Source organism: Bacillus sp. EKM501B (assembly GCF_011800505.1).
Classification (GTDB): domain Bacteria; phylum Bacillota; class Bacilli; order Bacillales; family Bacillaceae_G; genus Bacillus_A; species Bacillus_A cereus.
Genome location: NZ_JAALFZ010000001.1, coordinates 56,613 through 74,785 on the forward strand (window position 1 = coordinate 56,613; position 18,173 = coordinate 74,785).

The window sequence follows — 18,173 nt, forward strand, 5'->3', positions numbered from 1 at the left end:
AAACTTCCACCTTATTATCTAGGTGGAAGTTTTTGTTTTTGCATTTGTGAGTGAATCATAGGAGAAGGGATACATTCGGTGTTTGATGAAGTCCCGGATTTTATTTGGGACATTTTTTCTTTTGTATCACGTAAAGAATGTTCAGTTAAGTAGATGGCATATTCGTAAAATAACTGGCGTGTCAGTTCACTTTGTTCTTTTAATTTGGCATCTTGGAATACAGTTCGCCCAGGTTTAGAGTTGGCTTCAAATAACCACGGATTTTCCTTTGTGTCTAAACCGATATCGAAACCAATCTCACCGATGTTTCCAGTTACTTGCTCGTCGAGTGCATAACTTATTTGCAGAGCTGTTTGTTTTAATTTATTTTCAATTTGAACTTGCTTCGTTGAATCTGGAAAAAGCTCTTGTAGCAATTTTGTATTACCGCCGCTATTTACATGCGTTGTTAAACTGCCTTTGCCGGCGATTTTGGCGACGATTGCACTAACTATCCAATTACCGAAATGATTTTTATTTGTATGAATGCGGAAATCAACAGGTTGACCATCAAAGCGAAGTAACGAAATACCTTGCTGTACGATAAACTTTTTTAAATCATGCCCTTTTAGTACATGGTTTAGAAGAGTTTCTAATGATTGATACTTTCTCAGTTTGTTTTCTTCATTTTCGCGATAACGACAGTAGTAGCAATTTTCTGTTTGAGAATAAAATATTTGATGAATATTTCTACCAAAGCTCCCGTGTATTGGTTTCATGTACACTGATTTATATGTGCCAAGAAACCGTTCTACTTGTTCGAAATGCTGAAATGCTTCTGTATTTGGTAATAAGGGTTTAATTGATTCGTCTTTCATAAGAAGTTGATGAACTTCCCATTTATTGAAAAACCCTGGGTTAAACCATGGAATGGAGTAGTCTTGTTCTAATTTTCTTTTTGCTCTGACAATTGGTTTGTAATTTTCCGCTTGTCGATTCGGTAGTCGATCGTAAATGACGTTTGGTAAAGGAACCTTTTTCTTTATCCATTGTTTCTCTCGAAAGAAATATCCTTCAATTGTTTCTTCTTCCCAGTTTATATGTTGAACGCCAAAGACGAATACGAACGGTCGTAATGAGAATGGTGGTGTTAACAACTCACTGAGAGCGATTGAACGATTTCCTAAAGGATTAGAAGAATCATCGTTAAAGCCAGTTGTGAAAATGCCGATCAATGGTCCGAAAATAATCGTTTGGTTTTGTGTGAATGCATGAATAGTAGTTGATTGAGGCAGTAAAAGTTTTTCGGCAATATGCTTTCCGATAATAATTTCGCGAGTAAAGGAATAATGAATTTTTACTTCTTCACTTGCTATATGACGTATGCCGAAGGAGAGGGATGTAATAGGTGGTGTAATAGAAAAAACGTAAGGTAAAGTAATGCTATTTGGATGTTCATCTGAAATATTTAATGTATATATATGTTCTTTCAAAATAGGTTTACCTCCTTTCATTATGGTGTAAAGCGACTGAATTTAAGTGGTCCGTGAAATATCTTTTCAGCTAATGAATCACTATGACGAATGTATTGTTCGTAAGGAGGGATCGTGTTGACATACATAAGCCAGATTGCACCTTTTTGATCCATAATTGTGGAAAGTTCTAGTTCAAATAACGAAGAATAAGACTGATCTAGTGTTTGGAATACTTCATTTATAATGTCGTGTAAAGCGTCGTGTAATAGTTGCACACCTGTACTAGATAGTACGTATTTAATTTTTGAAAATGAATGTAATGAATCATCGTCCGTTGTTGAGGGTAAAAGCTGATTAGGAAATGAGCTTTTTTGTATAAATTGACCGATAACATTCCAAGTTTGTTCTTTGTTTTTTTGCAAAATGGTTCGAATGTGCAGTGGATATGTTAATTGATTTGGTGGTTGTAGCATAGTGTGCGCTATGTAACGTGATGAACGTATGTTAGATTTACACCAAGATATAAATTCGTCTGTGCGTTTGATTGGAATAGAAGTATGGTATTTTTCATTTACTGTATCGATCTGAAACGTTTTATTTTTGTAAGCGACTCGATATAAGTTATCTTTAGAATGTATATTAGTGGGGCGTATAATAATATCCTTAGTTTTTAACAACAGTTTGAAAATGTTTTGTATCGTCGCAATTTCAAATTTTGGTATATAAGGAGACAGTTTTTTATTAGTGAGAAATAAATCATGTAGTTCACTTGAATTAATAAGTGTGTTATTTAAAAAGGTAGTGGAAGGACGATTGTGCAAAGAGTGAATAATTGATTTTACTTTTTCAAAGTCTGTTTCCTCTTGAAAAGAATAACGATCATATATATAAGAAGGAATAGGGAATGTTTGCTTTTTCCATTTTCCTGTATCTGTATCGTAAATAAGACCAGAAACAAGGTCTGTTTTAGGATCAATACAAAATGGCGTAAACTGGGCAACGACATTATGATAAAGCCGAGCGCGTTTAGCGATTTCGGTGTAATACGTTTGCTCATAATGAAGTTTAGAAGTTAAAAGGCCGAGAACCAACGAAATCACTCCTTTACTACTATTTGCATAATAGGCGAAGCTATATATTGCAAATACGTTTTTATACCATTATACTTTTGTCCGTATGATGATATGCTATAGTTTTGGAGAAGTGAAAGGTTGATTGTAATGAATATATGGTTAAATATGTTAACGACGACAGGACTCGGAGCAATTATTGGAGGATATACGAATCATTTAGCGATAAAAATGTTATTTCGTCCTCATCGTCCTATTTATATCGGAAAGTTTCAAGTTCCATTTACACCAGGGTTAATTCCGAAGCGGCGTGATGAACTTGCTGTTCAATTAGGAAAAATGGTTGTAGAACATTTGTTAACACCAGAAGGAATCGGAAAAAAGCTAACAAATGAAGAGTTTCAAAAAGGTTTAATTCACTGGGCGCAAGTGGAAGTGGATAAAGTAATTACGAATGAACAATCACTGCGATATATGTTAGAAAAATGGAATGTAGCACATGTAGAAGAAGAAGCGACTCGAAAAATCGAACATGTGATTACAGAAAAAATTCATGCATTTTTAGCAGAGTATTATACATATACATGGGAACAGGCTTTACCTCATTCTGTACATGAAAAGATAGAGAATGCGATTCCGAATGCCTCGGCGTTTATTTTAGAGCGAGGAATTAGCTTTTTTGAAAGTGAAGAAGGGAAAGCGCGTCTTTCAAAAATGATTGATGATTTCTTTGCTTCTCGTGGAACGCTACTTAACTTAGTTGGGATGTTTTTAGGAAATGTAAGTGTTGTGGATCGTGTGCAGCCAGAAGTTATTAAGTTTTTAGGGCAAGATGCTACAAAGCAGCTTTTAACTGACGTACTGCAAAAAGAGTGGGAAAAGTTAAAAGGAAGAGATGTAAAAGAATTAGAAGCATTTGTAGAGAAAGAAATGATTGTAAGCTCCGTGCTGTCAGCAGTTAAAGTAGAGGAAACAGTGAGTAAGTTTTTAAATCAATCTGTTCAGCAAGTATGTGAACCAGTTCGAGAAACAATTATTGAAAAAGTGGTTCCAAGTGCAGTAACGAAAGGCTTAAAGTGGGGAACAGAAAACGTAGAGAGTATACTAAACAATCTACACCTTGCGGAAATTGTCCAGCAAGAAGTGTCTACATTCTCAACAGAAAGATTAGAAGACTTAGTTCTGTCTATTACGAAAAACGAATTAAAAATGATTACGTATTTAGGAGCGTTATTAGGCGGAATGATCGGGCTCGTACAAGGATTGTTACTATTGTTTCTTAGATAATAAGGTGAGTACATAGAAATAAAAGTGAAATTTCTTCACATCTCTTGCATAGTTTGATATGGTAAAAAGAGGTGCGTATGTAAATGCACTGAAAAGGCAGTGCGTATGAAAAGCGCTAGCCTTCTAAAGGAGGAAAAATAAAATGACAAAGAACATTCATGATGTTGCATATGAATTACAAAAAGCAATCGCTGAAAACGATGACTTCAAAACTTTAAAAGAGAGCTACGCAGCAGTTCAAGCTGACACAGCTTCAAAGAACTTATTCGATGAGTTCCGTACAATGCAACTTAGCCTACAACAAAAAATGATGCAAGGCCAAGAAATCACTGAAGAAGACAACCAACAAGCACAAGAAGTTGTAGCTCGCATTCAACAAGATGCTAAAATTACAAAATTAATGGAAACTGAGCAACGCCTAAACGTTGTAATCGGTGACGTTAACAAAATTATCATGAAGCCACTTGAAGAATTATATAGCGCGCAACAACAAGCGTAATAGTGGAAGACGCTCCTAGTTTAGGAGCGTCTTTTTTGTTTAGGGAATTTAATAGTTATATCACAAAAACTCCCTTTCAAAATAGCCATTTCTTATTGATTATTTTGAAAGGGATATGTAACACATCGGTTAATTTTTTTTATTGCTGTTAATTGAAGTTTTAATATTTTTTTCGTTCAAAAACTTTTCAATCTCTTTTTGTTTCCTCCCATTTATTTTCTCAAAGCGCTTTGTAAAAGAAAAATTGGCCTTGAATAAGTTACCATCTTGGGCGAGTTTGTCTAATTCTTGATCTAGCTCTACGAAAATATCCGTAGATGATGACATAAATTCATAGATTTCTTTTGAAGGTTTTTTATAATCATTAGGTAAATTATTATTACTAATAAACTCATGGAAATTCATATCGTTTTGCTTCGCTAAATCAATTAGTTTTTGTAATTTTTCTCGGTCAGATTCTGTGAAACTCTTATCAGAATTTGTTGAAGCGAGAGGGATAATATTTTCAGATAACTCCCAACTATAATCTATATAATTTTTTATATTTTGTTTCATTTCGTCTTCATTAATAGTTTCATTTTTCTTTGAGGAACTAAATATATTTTCTGGAACTTTAATAGCAACATCTTTGATAGATTGTACATCATTTTTTTCCTTAGGCTGTACACTGTTTGAACAAGCTGATAGAAATAACATTGTAAGTAACATGAGTGGATATAAAATATATTTTTTCATAGTAATCTCCTTTTACATTCATTAGTATCTTTGTAAAATAGCTACATTCCATTTCAAATACTTAACTAAAGCTACGTATAGATGTTTTATTATTTGATAACATATGACGGATATTAGTAAGCCGATGCAAAAAGCTATGAATACATTGTAAACATCGGAATAACTGATTTGATGAAACCCTTTAAAGAATCCTAACCCTATTAATAATATAGGTGAAATAATTAATAACGGTGTAGCAATTATAAGTGCTAGAAGAAGCGGTAATAGAAAGAGTAATACGAAAAAGGCGATAATGATAAATATAAAGTTTAAAAGACTTAAGCTCATAACAGAAAACAGTGCTGTCATAATGTTTTTTAGGCTGCGTTTCTTGTCAGCTTTACTGATTACATATGAAATATTAAGTTCTTTAGCGATAGTTTTAGGGTTTCCTAGCTTTTTAGAAATTTCCTCTTCAGATATTCCATCTTGTTTACCACTAATAAAATGAGTTTCGTACTCCGAGATAATATCCTCCTTTTCTAAATTAGGCATATTCTGCAGAGAGGAACTAAGTTGTTCCAAAAATTCATTTTTGTTCATAACAATCACTTTCCTTTATAGAATGATGAATTACAGTTGAGAATCTTATCTTCTTTCTAAACAGCACAATCTATATCTACCTTTTGAAGGGTATATATAAATTATAAAAAAAGATTCCAAATAATGGTTATTCTATTATTTACAAATATATCACTTGCTATTATTCTTTGCAAGGTACTATAAATTTGTTAATAATGTGAATAGGTGGAAGTATTTTTGTACATTTTTAGAAGAGATATAAAAATGTTATTTTAAGATAAACAAAAGGTTGTAAGCGCATTCTTTAAATCTTGTCAAAATAATATCGAATTCATATTGTTGGAAAAATAATGCATTTGTAATATAATGATAAATGATACTTCACCACATTAATTAACTAGGTGAAATTGAAAATCTTTATTACACAAATTATGAAACAAAGGAATGATTAGTTTGAGTACAGGTGTAAAAGTAAACGACGTGAAGACAAAAACAAAAGGAGCAGATCTTGTTGTTGATTGTTTAATTAAACAAGGTGTTACACATGTTTTCGGTATTCCAGGAGCAAAGATTGACTCTGTATTTGATGTATTGCAAGAAAGAGGACCAGAGTTAATCGTTTGTCGTCATGAACAAAATGCAGCATTTATGGCAGCTGCTATTGGTAGATTAACAGGGAAACCGGGCGTATGTCTTGTAACTTCAGGACCAGGGACATCAAATTTAGCGACAGGTCTTGTTACTGCGAATGCGGAGAGTGATCCCGTTGTTGCTTTAGCTGGTGCAGTACCGCGTACGGATCGATTAAAACGTACGCATCAATCTATGGATAATGCTGCACTATTCGAACCAATCACAAAATATAGCGTAGAAGTAGAGCATCCTGATAATGTGCCAGAAGCACTTAGTAATGCATTTCGAAGTGCGACTTCCACAAATCCGGGAGCTACTTTAGTAAGTCTTCCGCAAGACGTTATGACTGCGGAAACAACTGTAGAGTCTATCGGTGCGCTTTCTAAGCCACAGCTTGGAATCGCTCCCACAAATGATATTACATATGTAGTAGAAAAAATAAAATCAGCGAAATTACCAGTTATTTTACTCGGTATGAGAGCGAGCACAAATGAAGTGACGAAAGCTGTTCGTAAATTAATTGCGGATACAGAACTTCCTGTCGTTGAAACATATCAAGCAGCTGGTGCGATTTCACGTGAGTTAGAAGATCATTTCTTCGGCCGCGTTGGATTATTCCGTAACCAACCAGGTGATATTTTACTAGAAGAAGCAGACCTTGTTATTTCTATCGGTTATGATCCAATCGAGTATGATCCAAAGTTCTGGAATAAACTTGGCGACAGAACGATTATTCATCTTGACGACCATCAAGCAGATATCGACCATGATTACCAACCAGAGCGTGAATTAATTGGTGATATTGCCTTAACGGTAAATAGCATCGCGGAGAAATTACCGAAACTTGTATTAAGTACGAAATCAGAAGCGGTATTAGAACGATTACGCGCAAAATTATCAGAACAAGCAGAAGTTCCAAATCGTCCTTCAGAAGGTGTTACGCATCCACTTCAAGTGATTCGTACACTTCGTTCTTTAATTAGTGACGATACAACCGTTACATGTGACATCGGTTCCCATTCTATTTGGATGGCGAGATGTTTCCGTTCTTATGAACCACGTAGATTATTATTTAGTAACGGTATGCAAACGTTAGGTGTTGCACTTCCTTGGGCAATCGCAGCGACTTTAGTAGAACCAGGTAAAAAAGTAGTTTCCGTATCAGGTGACGGTGGTTTCTTATTCTCAGCGATGGAGTTAGAAACGGCAGTACGTTTAAATTCTCCAATCGTCCATCTTGTTTGGAGAGACGGCACATATGATATGGTTGCATTCCAACAAATGATGAAATACGGCAGAACATCCGCTACAGAGTTTGGCGATGTTGATCTTGTGAAATATGCGGAAAGTTTCGGGGCGTTAGGTCTTCGTGTTAACACGCCTGATGAATTAGAAGGGGTATTAAAAGAAGCATTAGCAGCAGACGGCCCTGTCATTATTGATATTCCAATTGACTATCGTGACAACATTAAATTAAGCGAAAAATTATTACCAAACCAATTAAACTAATGGAGGCAGATTTGAGATGACTGTTGCGCAATTAATTGATATTGATGCAAAAAAAACGAAAATGAGTAATGAAGTATATCAAACATCTACAATGCTTGCGCTATTAGATGGTATATATGATGGTGTGATTAGCTTTGAAGATTTGAAAAAACATGGTGATTTTGGCATCGGCACATTTGATCAATTAGACGGTGAAATGATTGCATTTGATAATGAATTTTATCATTTACGTTCAGACGGTTCAGCGGAAAAAGTAGAGCCAGAAGAAACAACGCCATTTGCAACTGTAACGTTTTTTGAAAAAGAAATGAGTTATACGGTAGAGCGTCCGATGAATCGTGAAGAAGTTGAAGCGTTATTACATGAATTAATGCCAAGTAAAAACTTATTTTACGCTATTCGAATGGACGGTACGTTCCGTGAAGTAAGGACGAGAACTGTTCCAAGACAAGAAAAACCGTATACACCGCTCGTTGAAGTGACGAAATCACAGCCAATCTTTTCATTTGAAAATACAGAAGGTACGCTTGCTGGATTTTGGACACCAGATTACGCACAAGGTATTGGGGTAGCTGGATTCCACTTACATTATATTGATGATGAAAGAAGCGGGGGCGGACATGTTTTCGACTATGTTGTAGAAAACTGTACGATCCAAATTTGTCAAAAAGCTCATATGCATTTAGCACTTCCAGAAACAGCAGATTTTATGGCGGCTGAATTATCAAGAGAAAATTTAGAGGATAATATTGCAACTGCGGAAGGTGCAGAGTAAAAGGAGAAGACTGTTCCACTTTGGAACAGTCTTCTTTTATTTGTCGGTAAGTCGATATCGTTTATTTCTTTGAAACAAACGGATGTCCCTCATAATAAAAACGCCACGGATAATGTACAGCTTCTTCTGCATAGTCGATATTAATACGAGGTCCTGCTGTTATTTTATATTGTGATGATATGTGTTCTTCTTTTGGAACTAATTCAATATGTAACGTATCACTTTGTAACGATACACCGCGTTCTTCTAAAGTAATTCCGAGGGCACGGCATAGTTTGCCAGGACCGTTCGTTAAATTTTTGTACTGCGCTTTTGTAATTTCGGTCTTATTGTAGCGCGCTAGTTTTATTTCTTCTATTCCATCTACCGGCTCAAGGGCTCGAATGAGAACACCTTGCGGGGTGCCCGCTGGTGCTGTAATAACGTTAAAGCAATGATACATACCGTAAATTAAATATACGTAAGCATGCCCTGGTGCACCAAACATAACTTCTGTGCGGTCCGTTCGTCTGCCTCCGTAACTATGTGCTGCCTTATCATCGGGGCCTTTATATGCTTCTACTTCTACAATGATTCCGCTTCGCTTTATTCCGTCTACAATATGAACAAGTTTTTGTCCGAGTAATTTTTTTGCGACTTCTAACGTATCGCCTTCATAAAAAGAAGGAGGTGCCTGCATTGTACTATCTCCTTTGCTAAGTGTATATGTATATAGTAAACCAAATTTTCAGTAGTAATTCTAACTCGTTCTATTTATCGGGTTTATTTCATAAATTATGGATAGAGTACAACAGCGAAGAGGGGGAGTGCGACATGATTTATCGCTTACTAGCTCTTAATATAGATGGGACACTACTATACAACAATGGAAAAATTGCAAAAGGATTACGAGAAACAATTGAATTTGTGAAAAGAAAAGATGTATACGTTACGTTATTTACGAGTCGTAATTTTCAATCCGCTCATAAAGTAGCAAAGGCGTTAAAATTAGATTCTATATTAGTGACACATGGTGGTGCTTTCGTTTCAGCAACGTTAGATAAGCCGTACGTTCAAAGAAGATTGTCTGAAGAGAAGACTTTTAACATTGTGCAAGTGTTAGAGCACTTTGATTGTAACGTACGTATTTCTCATGAACGGTTTTCGATAGGAAATCGTGAGAGAAATACACCAAACTTAATTGCGCGCACTGTATTATCAAGCGCAGATCCGTTATTTTATCCAGTTCAATTTGTAGATTCGTTAGGTGACGCGCTTCGTGACCATCCGGTAGCGGCGCCAAAAATTGATGTTCTTTTCCAAACTAAAGGTGAAAAAGAACGCGGGCTAAATACATTAAGAAAAGCGTTCCAAGATGTAGAGTATGTTGAATGTGATTCAAAACGAATAGAAATTTTACCGCAAAATGTATCAAAATTACGTGGATTACAATTGCTTGGAGAGCATTTAAATATTTCGCTAAATGAAATGGTTGCGATTGGAGATAGTATGGAAGATTTAGAGGTTATTGAAAACGTGGGACTTGGGGTAGCGATGGGGAACTCGCCTGTAGAATTAAAGCAAGCAGCAGATTGGATTACACGTTCAAATAGCGAAAACGGTGTAGAGTATATGATTAAAGAGCATTTCCGTAAGCAATTCCCGCTTCCGTTTTTGAAGAATCATAAAAATACACCGAAACGATGACAGAAAAACGTAGCTTTTTGGCTACGTTTTTTTGTTTATCTTATTAAAAACAGTGAAAGCGTTTTAAAATATGAATTGTGTATGAAATCTATACAATTCACTTGAATCCTTTAGAAAACTAATGTAAAGTGGATGATGTTGCCAAAACAGTTACACCACATGAAATATTCTTCAGATTAATTTTATTGGGCTCCCATACGTAAAAGTATTTCCGCATGACAGTTTAGTTCACGTATTATTTCAAAAATGAATTGTAGCAATCTTATTAAGTAGTTGTAGTGTTTCTTTATTTTATTTAAATGGATTATTTTAAGTTAATGTGAGTAAGGTTTGGTGCATATGATATGTACTTCTTTTTTGGGTTTTAGGAAGTTTAAAAGGGGGAATGAATTTCTTGAGGAAATCATTTAATCAAAAAATTAAAAAGTTAAGTAGTAGTTTAATAGTTGTATTACTAATATGTATGAATTTTTTAATCCATTTACCATTTAAAGCAGAGGCAGCTACAACAGAATTAAAAGGTTTAGGTGATGTATCTTATTACAATGCCATCATTTTTGGAGATCATAGTGCAACGAGTGCGGATATTGAAGGTGCGATGGCTGTTCAGAAAAATATGAACGCATCAAGTTATACAGTCGTAGCGGCTGCAACTGGAGCAAATAACTTAGCTGGAGCAACTTGGGTAGATGAAGGATATCCATCATTATTACTAGGCGGTCAATTTACGAAAGCGGGAGCAGGACAAGTAATTATTCAAGATGGAACAGTGGCGATGACAAAAGACGGTGACCCAGATGGCGCAATGAAAACATCATATGACCGTATCTCTTATAAAGAGCAAGCGGAGATTGATGCTAAGTTTAAAGAATTTAGAAAAGACGTTGATGGTGTAATCGGGGATGCAAGTAAACTACAGACTGATAAGCCAAAACCTAATATGAGCTTTGGCATCGGTGAAGATGTAAATAACCCTAATATTTATGTCTCTTCAGGCCAAACTGGAAAGAAAACATTTGATGTAAAAGACGTTTTTCTTCCGAATGTAGAGAATAAAGACTTTATTGTTATTTATTCAGATGCAGAAGAAGTGAGTTTTGGTGGCGGTGCAATTTTGTATGATACAAGAAATACTGGGATGGCGACGGATTTAATTAATACATCTCAAGCATACGATCCTAATTCATCTTTTACTGAGTTAGCTAGTAAGGTAATTTGGGTATTTCCTAATGCTACAAAGATAACAACTAAAGGTTATGGTGTAGTAGGTAGTGTGTTTGCACCTAATGCAGTTGTAGAAACAAAAGGTGGTTCTATTAATGGACAAGCCTATGTTGGAGGATTACACCAAAGAGATGGTTTTGAGGTTCATAACTTTAAATTTAACTGGCCAAAGTGGAATAAGCCAGCAACTGAAAAAGGACATTTACAAATTAAAAAAGTTGATGAAAACGATGAAAACATTGTTTTAAAAGACGCAAAATTTGATGTTATAGACAAAGATAATAACGTTGTGGCTACTGTTACAACAAACGAAAAGGGTATTGCGGAAGTTAAAGATTTACCACTTGGTGACTATTTTGTAAAAGAAATAAATGCACCAGAAGGATATATAAAAGTTGATACACCAGTCAAAGTAACAATTGATAATACAAACGTAATTGAACTTGTTATGAAGAATACGAGAAAAGTAGAGAATGGCCAATTTAAATTATTGAAAAAAGATAGTGAATCTGGTCAACTTCTACCAGGTGCAAAATTTGATGTTATCGATAAAGATGGGAAAGTTGTGGAAACAATTGTTACAGATGATAAAGGCGAAGCCTTATCGAAACAACTTCCAGTTGGAAGCTATACATTAAAAGAAGTAGAAGCACCGAAAGGATATGAATTATCATCTAGTTCAGTTTCTGTTGATGTAGAGGCTAATAAAGTAGTGACTGTAGATGTGGTGAATAAAAAGATCTCCGAAAAAGTAACGGGTCAATTTGAAATCGTGAAAGTAGATGCGGAAGATAAAACGAAAGTATTATCAGATGCAGAATTCGAAGTGTATAAAGATGGTAAAAAAGTAGATACGTTACGAACAGATAAAACTGGTAAAGTAGTTTCACAGAAATTAGAACCAGGAAAGTATACATTAAAAGAAACGAAAGCACCACAAGGATATAAATTGTTAAAAGAAGAAATTGAAGTCGTTGTGGAAGCAAACAAGTTAGTAGAAGTACAAATAGAAAATGCGAAAGAACTAGGAAGCTTACAAGTAATCAAAAAGGATGCAGAGAGTGGAACAGTTCTAGCAGGTGCAGAATTTAAATTAAAGAACGAAGCTGGTCAAGTAGTTGGAGAAGCGAAAACAACGAATAAAGAAGGTGTTGTGAAATTCGAAAACTTAGTGCCAGGAAAGTACACGTTAGAGGAAACAAAAGCGCCAGAAGGTTATAAGGCGTTAGAAGTAACAGTAGAAGTAAACGTTGTAGCGAACGAAGTAGTAAAACAAGAAGTTACGAATGAAAAAGTAACAGGTCAATTTGAAATCGTGAAAGTAGATGCGAATGATAAAACGAAATTGTTATCAGGTGCAGAATTCGAAGTGTATAAAGATGGTAAAAAGGTAGCAGAACTAAAAACAGATGAGAGTGGAAAAGTGATGTCACCGAAATTACCGCTAGGTGAATACACAGTGAAAGAAACGAAAGCACCAGCGGGCTACAAGCTTTCAAATAAAGAATGGAAAGTAACAATTCAAAACGAGAAAGAAGTAGTAAAAGTAGAGGCAGAAAACGAAAAAATCTTAGGTTCTCTACAAATTATTAAAATGGATGATAAAGATCAAACGAAACGCTTAGCAGGCGCACAATTTACATTGAAAGATGCGAAAGGAAATGTTGTAAAAGAAGGACTTACAACAGATAAGTCTGGAACGGTTAAAGTAGACGGACTTGTGCCAGGTGAATATACGTTAGAAGAAACAAAAGCACCAGAAGGTTATGAGTTAACAAAACAAATAATTCATGTAACAGTTGACGGTGAAAAAGTTGTTGATGTAAAAGTAACGAACAGTAAGAGCCTTGGTCAATTCGAAATTGTAAAAGTAGATGCGGAAGATAAAACGAAAGTATTATCAGACGCAGAATTTGAAGTGTATAAAGATGGTAAGAAAGTAGATACGTTACGAACAGATAAAACAGGTAAAGTAATTTCTCAGAAATTAGAGCCAGGAACATACACATTAAAAGAAACGAAAGCACCACAAGGATATAAGTTGTTAAAAGAAGAAATTGAAGTCGTTGTGGAAGCAAACAAAGTAGTAGAAGTACAAGTAGAAAACGCAAAAGAACTAGGAAGCTTACAAGTAATCAAAAAGGATTCGGAGAGTGGAAAAGTTCTAGCAGGTGCAGAATTTAAATTAAAGAACGAAGCTGGTCAAGTAGTTGGAGAAGCGAAAACAACGAATAAAGACGGCGTTGTGAAATTCGAAAGCTTAGTGCCAGGAAAGTACACGTTAGAGGAAACGAAAGCGCCGGAAGGTTATAAAGCGCTAGAAGTGACAGTAGAAGTGAACGTTGTAGCGAACGAAGTAGTAAAACAAGAAGTTATGAATGAAAAAGCGAAAGAAGAAATTACAGGTCAATTAGAAATTACAAAGGTAGACGCTAATAATACAAATAAAATATTAGCAGGCGCAGTGTTTGAAATTTGGAAAGACGGAACAAAAATCGACACATTAACAACAAACAAGAGCGGTAAAGCGACTTCTAAGAAGTTAGAACCAGGAGATTACACTTTAAAAGAAATCAAAGCGCCAGAAGGATATACTTTATCCGATAAGGAAATGAAATTTACGATTTCTAATGAAAAAATTGAAGTTGTAAAGCTTCAAATTACAAATAAAAAAGATACAGAAAAAGGTCCGGAAAAACCAGGTGAAGGAACAGAAAAACCAGGTGAAGGAACAGAAAAGCCAGGTGAAGGAACAGAAAAGCCAGGTGAAGGAACAGAGAAGCCAGGTGAAGGAACAGAAAAGCCAGGTGAAGGAACAGAGAAGCCAGGTGAAGGAACAGAGAAGCCAGGTGAAGGAACAGAAAAGCCAGGTGAAGGAACAGAGAAACCGGGTGAAGGAACAGAAAAGCCGGGTGAAGGAACAGAAAAACCAGGTGAGGGAGTAGAAAAACCTAATTTACCAGAAAAAGGACAAGGTTCTTCTAATAATCAACAACTTCCAGCTACAGGACACAATACGAATTACGTTCCATTCATCGGTTTTATACTTCTGCTATTAGGAATACGTTTAAGGTTCATGGCTAAAAATAGCTAAAAGATGTATAAAAGGCATCAGAGATATATAATCTCTGATGCCTTTTAAGTGAATACAGATAAAATGAAAATATCTATATGGAATGATAAATATGTTAAGCTTCAATTACGCTAAGCATTCTGTTTATAAATGCAGCTGCGTGTGCACGTTGTGATGGTCCTTTTGGTACGAATTGATTAAATTCATTACCTTTTACAATTCCATATCCATACACTCTTTGTACTTCTTCTTTAGCGTAAATTAAGTTTTGGTCTACGAATGGTAGTTCAACTTGTTTTGCAAAAATACCAGCGTGTTTTAGAGAACGATCGATCATAATAACAGCTTCTTCGCGTGTAATTGTAGTATTTGGATCAAATGTATTATCACCACGTCCGCGGATTATGCCTGCGCTTGCTGCACGATTAATACCGTCTCTTAACGATGGGTGTACTTGTTCTAAGTCTGTGAAATTAGCATTTCCACTTGGCAATTGTAAAGCACGAGTAATTAACGTAGCAAATTCAGCACGCGTTACAAGACGTTCTGGGAAGTACTTGCCGTTCCCTTCTCCTTGCATAATGCCTCTAGCTGCTAATTGACGAATGTCTTGTTCATACCATCCACCTGTAATGTCATCAGTTACGGGATTTTTTTGATTTTCCTTATAGTATGTTTCAGTTCCTTTTAAGAAAGCATCCCATTGTCCGCGTTGAATCATAAACGCAGGGCAGTTTTTTCCTGACCAAAATTGGTGTTTTTGGACCTTATCTAGAGAAATATTTAAGTCGTTCATTAAATAAGCTGCCAATTTACGGGCATTTTCTACCGCTTTTTCATAGTTTCCATCTTGATTAACGGCAATTTCAATTCCGATAGATTCATAGTTTCCAGTTTTATTTCCAGCATGCCATCCAACTTCATTTACTGGAAGATGTTGATAAATTTCTTTATCATCTACTGTGAAATGCCAAGATGCGGCGCGATCAGCTGTTCCGCGTGCTTGATTATCTAAGAATTTTGCATGATTTAGAGCATTAGCACCCTTCGCTGTATTAGCCGTTTCGTGAATCGTAATATATTTAGGCACCATCGGGTAGCCAGGGCGAATATCGTCATTTCCTTTTGGGACAATCATTTCTTTAAATGTAACGCCATAAATATTGTTTGTTTGTAGAGCTTCTGGCGATCTTAATAAACTATTTTTAGCAGTACGACTGTTTTTTAATAATGAAGCTTTTGTACCTTCAAATGTAGCAGAAGGTGCATAAATCCATTTTGTTGTTTCATTTATTTGGACTTTAAACCAATTTCCAGCTTGTTCAGTAGGAGTTATGACTTGTGGCTGTAGTTTCCCTTCTTCTTTAAATGATTGGAACGGAAGGGCATGTATGAAAGCTTCTTCTTTTACGATTAATTTTTGATTAGATAGTTTATGAATCTCTTGAACTTCTAAGCTATTATCATTGTTATCTATCCATCCAGCGCCAGTTGGCGTCGTTATGTAATAAGCATTTCCTTTTTTCTTTGTCGCCGTTACGACTTGTTCTGTAATCTCGATATTCGATTTGTTTTTTAAATCATTCGCGGTATATAATGAATGTTTTTTTGAAGTGTATAGTAGGAATTGACCAGTAACCTCGATATCTTCTTCATGAGTACTATGCTCATTAACATGCTCTTTAATACTTTTAAAAACTTGATCTTCCGTATATACTTCAGCGGATTTTTCAGCACTCTCTGCAAATGAATAAGTAGGTGCAAGAACAGTTTGTAATGCAAGAGAGAGAGTTAAAACACTATAAAATTTCTTTTTCATATTTTTTTTAACACATTAGATTATGGAATCTAGTGTTAACATTCCTCCTTTTTATATTGTATTTTCACTATGTATCGATTTTAGTACTAATAAATTTTAACAAGAGAAAATGATGATGTCTATATACAGGAGCGATATTCATAAAAAGAATTATTTGAAAAAATGTAAGAGAAACAGGTAAAACCTTCTGTATTGACCTGTAAACGCCCTTCAAGTAAACTAAAGAGAGTTTGCAAATGAAAAGGTGATAATGTTGTTAATTTCAATTAAAACGTTACAAGATGATCGTTTTTTACGTCCGCTACAAAATATTGGCGGCTTATTTTTTGAAGATAGTACGATTGGATTTGAACAAGAGGAAGCAAATCTTATCGTTGATATACACATTGAGGATAATGTGAAAGCATCCGCTCGATTAACGGATGTTAGCACAGGAAATGTGTATGAAGAAACATTCTCGAAAGATTTATCTGCTTTCACAGATGAAAAAGAGCGTATGAAGCAAGTGAAGCACGTTGTTTCTTATGTATATCTTTCTGTTCTTCAGCAGTTAACTGGTATTGAACAAAGCTGGGGTATTTTAACGGGAGTACGTCCGACGAAACTTCTTCATAAAATGCTTCAAAATGGTATGTCAAAAGAAGAAGCGCATCAAGAGCTTCGTGAAAGTTATTTAATTCATGAAGAGAAAATTGAACTTCTTCAGCGTATTGTTGATTGCCAATTAGCAGTTGTTCCGGATTTATACCGTTTGAAAGAAGAAGTAAGTATTTATATCGGTATTCCGTTCTGCCCAACGAAATGTGCATATTGTACATTCCCGGCTTATGCGATTAATGGACGCCAAGGCTCTGTTGATTCGTTCTTGGGTGGTTTACATTATGAAGTTCGTGAAATTGGTAAGTTTTTAAAAGAAAAAGGTGTAAAAGTTACGACGATTTATTACGGCGGCGGTACACCTACAAGTATTACAGCAGAAGAGATGGATATGCTGTATGAAGAAATGTATGAAGCGTTCCCAGATGTGAAAAATGTGCGTGAAGTAACAGTTGAGGCAGGTCGCCCAGATACGATCACGCCAGCAAAGCTAGAAGTTTTAAATAAATGGAATATTGACCGTATTAGTATTAATCCGCAGTCATACCATCAAGAGACACTAAAAGCAATTGGACGTCATCATACTGTAGAAGAAACAATTGAGAAATACCATTTAGCTCGTGAAATGGGAATGAACAATATTAATATGGACTTAATTATTGGTCTTCCTGGTGAAGGGTTAGATATCTTCAAACATACGTTAGATGAAACAGAAAAGTTAATGCCAGAATCATTAACAGTTCATACGTTATCATTCAAACGTGCTTCTGAAATGACGCAAAACAAACGTAAATATAAAGTAGCAGGTCGCGAAGAAATTACAGCGATGATGCACGAAGCAGAAGAGTGGACGCAAAAGCATAATTACGTACCATATTACCTATATCGTCAAAAGAATATTTTAGGTAACTTAGAGAACGTTGGTTATGCAATGCCGACGCAAGAAAGTATTTACAACATTGTCATTATGGAAGAAGTACAATCAATTATCGGACTTGGCTGTGGTGCATCAAGTAAATTTGTTCATCCGAAGACGGGAGCAATTACTCACTTCGCAAATCCGAAAGATCCAAAATCATATAACGATGGCTTCGTAAAATATACAGAAGATAAACTGAAAATTTTAGAAGAGCTATTTGCATAAGAAGAAAGAGGTTGTTCCGAGTTGGAACAACCTCTTTTTATCCTGCAGTAACGGGCGGTCCGATTATATCTTGTCAGTTTTTGTCGGTAAGTCGATATATTCGAAAA

General features: G+C 35.5%; 13 protein-coding genes. 7 read left to right on the plus strand and 6 right to left on the minus strand.

Annotated features, from left to right (window positions below):
• Positions 1-14: 14 nt before the first annotated feature.
• Together HFD78_RS00315 and HFD78_RS00320 are read right to left on the minus strand one after the other, a co-directional pair.
• Positions 15-1,472, minus strand: coding sequence for a YheC/YheD family endospore coat-associated protein (locus tag HFD78_RS00315; protein ID WP_065704788.1), 1,458 nt, complete (start codon positions 1,470-1,472; stop codon positions 15-17).
• 20 nt (positions 1,473-1,492) lie between these two features.
• Positions 1,493-2,545, minus strand: coding sequence for a YheC/YheD family endospore coat-associated protein (locus tag HFD78_RS00320; RefSeq protein WP_000242813.1), 1,053 nt, complete (start codon positions 2,543-2,545; stop codon positions 1,493-1,495).
• A 129-nt stretch (positions 2,546-2,674) separates the two neighbouring features.
• Here HFD78_RS00320 and HFD78_RS00325 point away from each other — a divergent pair, with 129 nt between their 5' ends.
• Both HFD78_RS00325 and HFD78_RS00330 read left to right on the plus strand, forming a co-directional pair.
• Entirely contained in the window at positions 2,675-3,811 is a 1,137-nt protein-coding gene (locus HFD78_RS00325; RefSeq protein ID WP_001985918.1) for a DUF445 domain-containing protein, read from the plus strand.
• 142 nt (positions 3,812-3,953) lie between these two features.
• On the plus strand, positions 3,954-4,310 hold the full coding sequence (locus HFD78_RS00330; RefSeq protein WP_000164610.1) for a YlbF/YmcA family competence regulator: 357 nt from the start codon (positions 3,954-3,956) through the stop codon (positions 4,308-4,310).
• Between the two features lie 129 nt (positions 4,311-4,439).
• On the opposite strand, the gene HFD78_RS00335 is transcribed toward HFD78_RS00330, so the two are convergent.
• Complete coding sequence (locus HFD78_RS00335) at positions 4,440-5,045, minus strand: NDxxF motif lipoprotein (protein ID WP_000760033.1); 606 nt, start codon at positions 5,043-5,045, stop codon at positions 4,440-4,442.
• Between the two features lie 21 nt (positions 5,046-5,066).
• Positions 5,067-5,627 carry an HAAS signaling domain-containing protein gene (locus HFD78_RS00340; protein ID WP_098218533.1) on the minus strand — a complete coding sequence of 187 codons (561 nt, stop codon included), beginning with the start codon at positions 5,625-5,627 and terminating at the stop codon, positions 5,067-5,069.
• Positions 5,628-6,059: 432 nt separating this feature from the next.
• Between HFD78_RS00340 and alsS the strand changes: the two genes are divergently transcribed.
• Complete coding sequence (alsS, locus tag HFD78_RS00345; protein WP_097856508.1) at positions 6,060-7,748, plus strand: acetolactate synthase AlsS; 1,689 nt, start codon at positions 6,060-6,062, stop codon at positions 7,746-7,748.
• A 16-nt stretch (positions 7,749-7,764) separates the two neighbouring features.
• Positions 7,765-8,523 carry an alpha-acetolactate decarboxylase gene (alsD, locus tag HFD78_RS00350; protein ID WP_000215005.1) on the plus strand — a complete coding sequence of 253 codons (759 nt, stop codon included), beginning with the start codon at positions 7,765-7,767 and terminating at the stop codon, positions 8,521-8,523.
• A 61-nt stretch (positions 8,524-8,584) separates the two neighbouring features.
• On the opposite strand, the gene HFD78_RS00355 is transcribed toward alsD, so the two are convergent.
• Positions 8,585-9,202, minus strand: coding sequence for a DNA-3-methyladenine glycosylase (locus tag HFD78_RS00355; protein WP_001148778.1), 618 nt, complete (start codon positions 9,200-9,202; stop codon positions 8,585-8,587).
• Between the two features lie 134 nt (positions 9,203-9,336).
• Between HFD78_RS00355 and HFD78_RS00360 the strand changes: the two genes are divergently transcribed.
• Positions 9,337-10,209: a Cof-type HAD-IIB family hydrolase gene (locus HFD78_RS00360; protein WP_000640431.1), complete on the plus strand. Its 873-nt coding sequence runs from the start codon at positions 9,337-9,339 to the stop codon at positions 10,207-10,209.
• 394 nt (positions 10,210-10,603) lie between these two features.
• The gene (locus HFD78_RS00365) at positions 10,604-14,527 is read left to right on the plus strand and encodes an MSCRAMM family protein (protein ID WP_191968046.1); all 3,924 of its coding nucleotides are present in this window, start codon (positions 10,604-10,606) and stop codon (positions 14,525-14,527) included.
• Between the two features lie 94 nt (positions 14,528-14,621).
• Here the strand turns inward: HFD78_RS00365 and HFD78_RS00370 are convergent, their stop codons facing one another.
• The gene (locus HFD78_RS00370) at positions 14,622-16,325 is read right to left on the minus strand and encodes an S-layer homology domain-containing protein (RefSeq protein ID WP_191968047.1); all 1,704 of its coding nucleotides are present in this window, start codon (positions 16,323-16,325) and stop codon (positions 14,622-14,624) included.
• A gap of 250 nt (positions 16,326-16,575) precedes the next feature.
• Here HFD78_RS00370 and HFD78_RS00375 point away from each other — a divergent pair, with 250 nt between their 5' ends.
• Positions 16,576-18,066 carry a coproporphyrinogen III oxidase gene (locus tag HFD78_RS00375; RefSeq protein ID WP_001999181.1) on the plus strand — a complete coding sequence of 497 codons (1,491 nt, stop codon included), beginning with the start codon at positions 16,576-16,578 and terminating at the stop codon, positions 18,064-18,066.
• Positions 18,067-18,173: the final 107 nt, after the last annotated feature.

Coding starts and splice junctions, on each gene's coding strand:
- HFD78_RS00325 (WP_001985918.1), top strand. CDS start 2,675: ATGAATATATGGTTAAATATGTTAACGACGACAGGACTCGGAGCAATT.
- HFD78_RS00330 (WP_000164610.1), top strand. CDS start 3,954: ATGACAAAGAACATTCATGATGTTGCATATGAATTACAAAAAGCAATC.
- HFD78_RS00335 (WP_000760033.1), bottom strand. CDS start 5,045: ATGAAAAAATATATTTTATATCCACTCATGTTACTTACAATGTTATTT.
- HFD78_RS00340 (WP_098218533.1), bottom strand. CDS start 5,627: ATGAACAAAAATGAATTTTTGGAACAACTTAGTTCCTCTCTGCAGAAT.
- alsD (WP_000215005.1), top strand. CDS start 7,765: ATGACTGTTGCGCAATTAATTGATATTGATGCAAAAAAAACGAAAATG.
- HFD78_RS00355 (WP_001148778.1), bottom strand. CDS start 9,202: ATGCAGGCACCTCCTTCTTTTTATGAAGGCGATACGTTAGAAGTCGCA.
- HFD78_RS00360 (WP_000640431.1), top strand. CDS start 9,337: ATGATTTATCGCTTACTAGCTCTTAATATAGATGGGACACTACTATAC.
- HFD78_RS00370 (WP_191968047.1), bottom strand. CDS start 16,325: ATGAAAAAGAAATTTTATAGTGTTTTAACTCTCTCTCTTGCATTACAA.
- HFD78_RS00375 (WP_001999181.1), top strand. CDS start 16,576: ATGTTGTTAATTTCAATTAAAACGTTACAAGATGATCGTTTTTTACGT.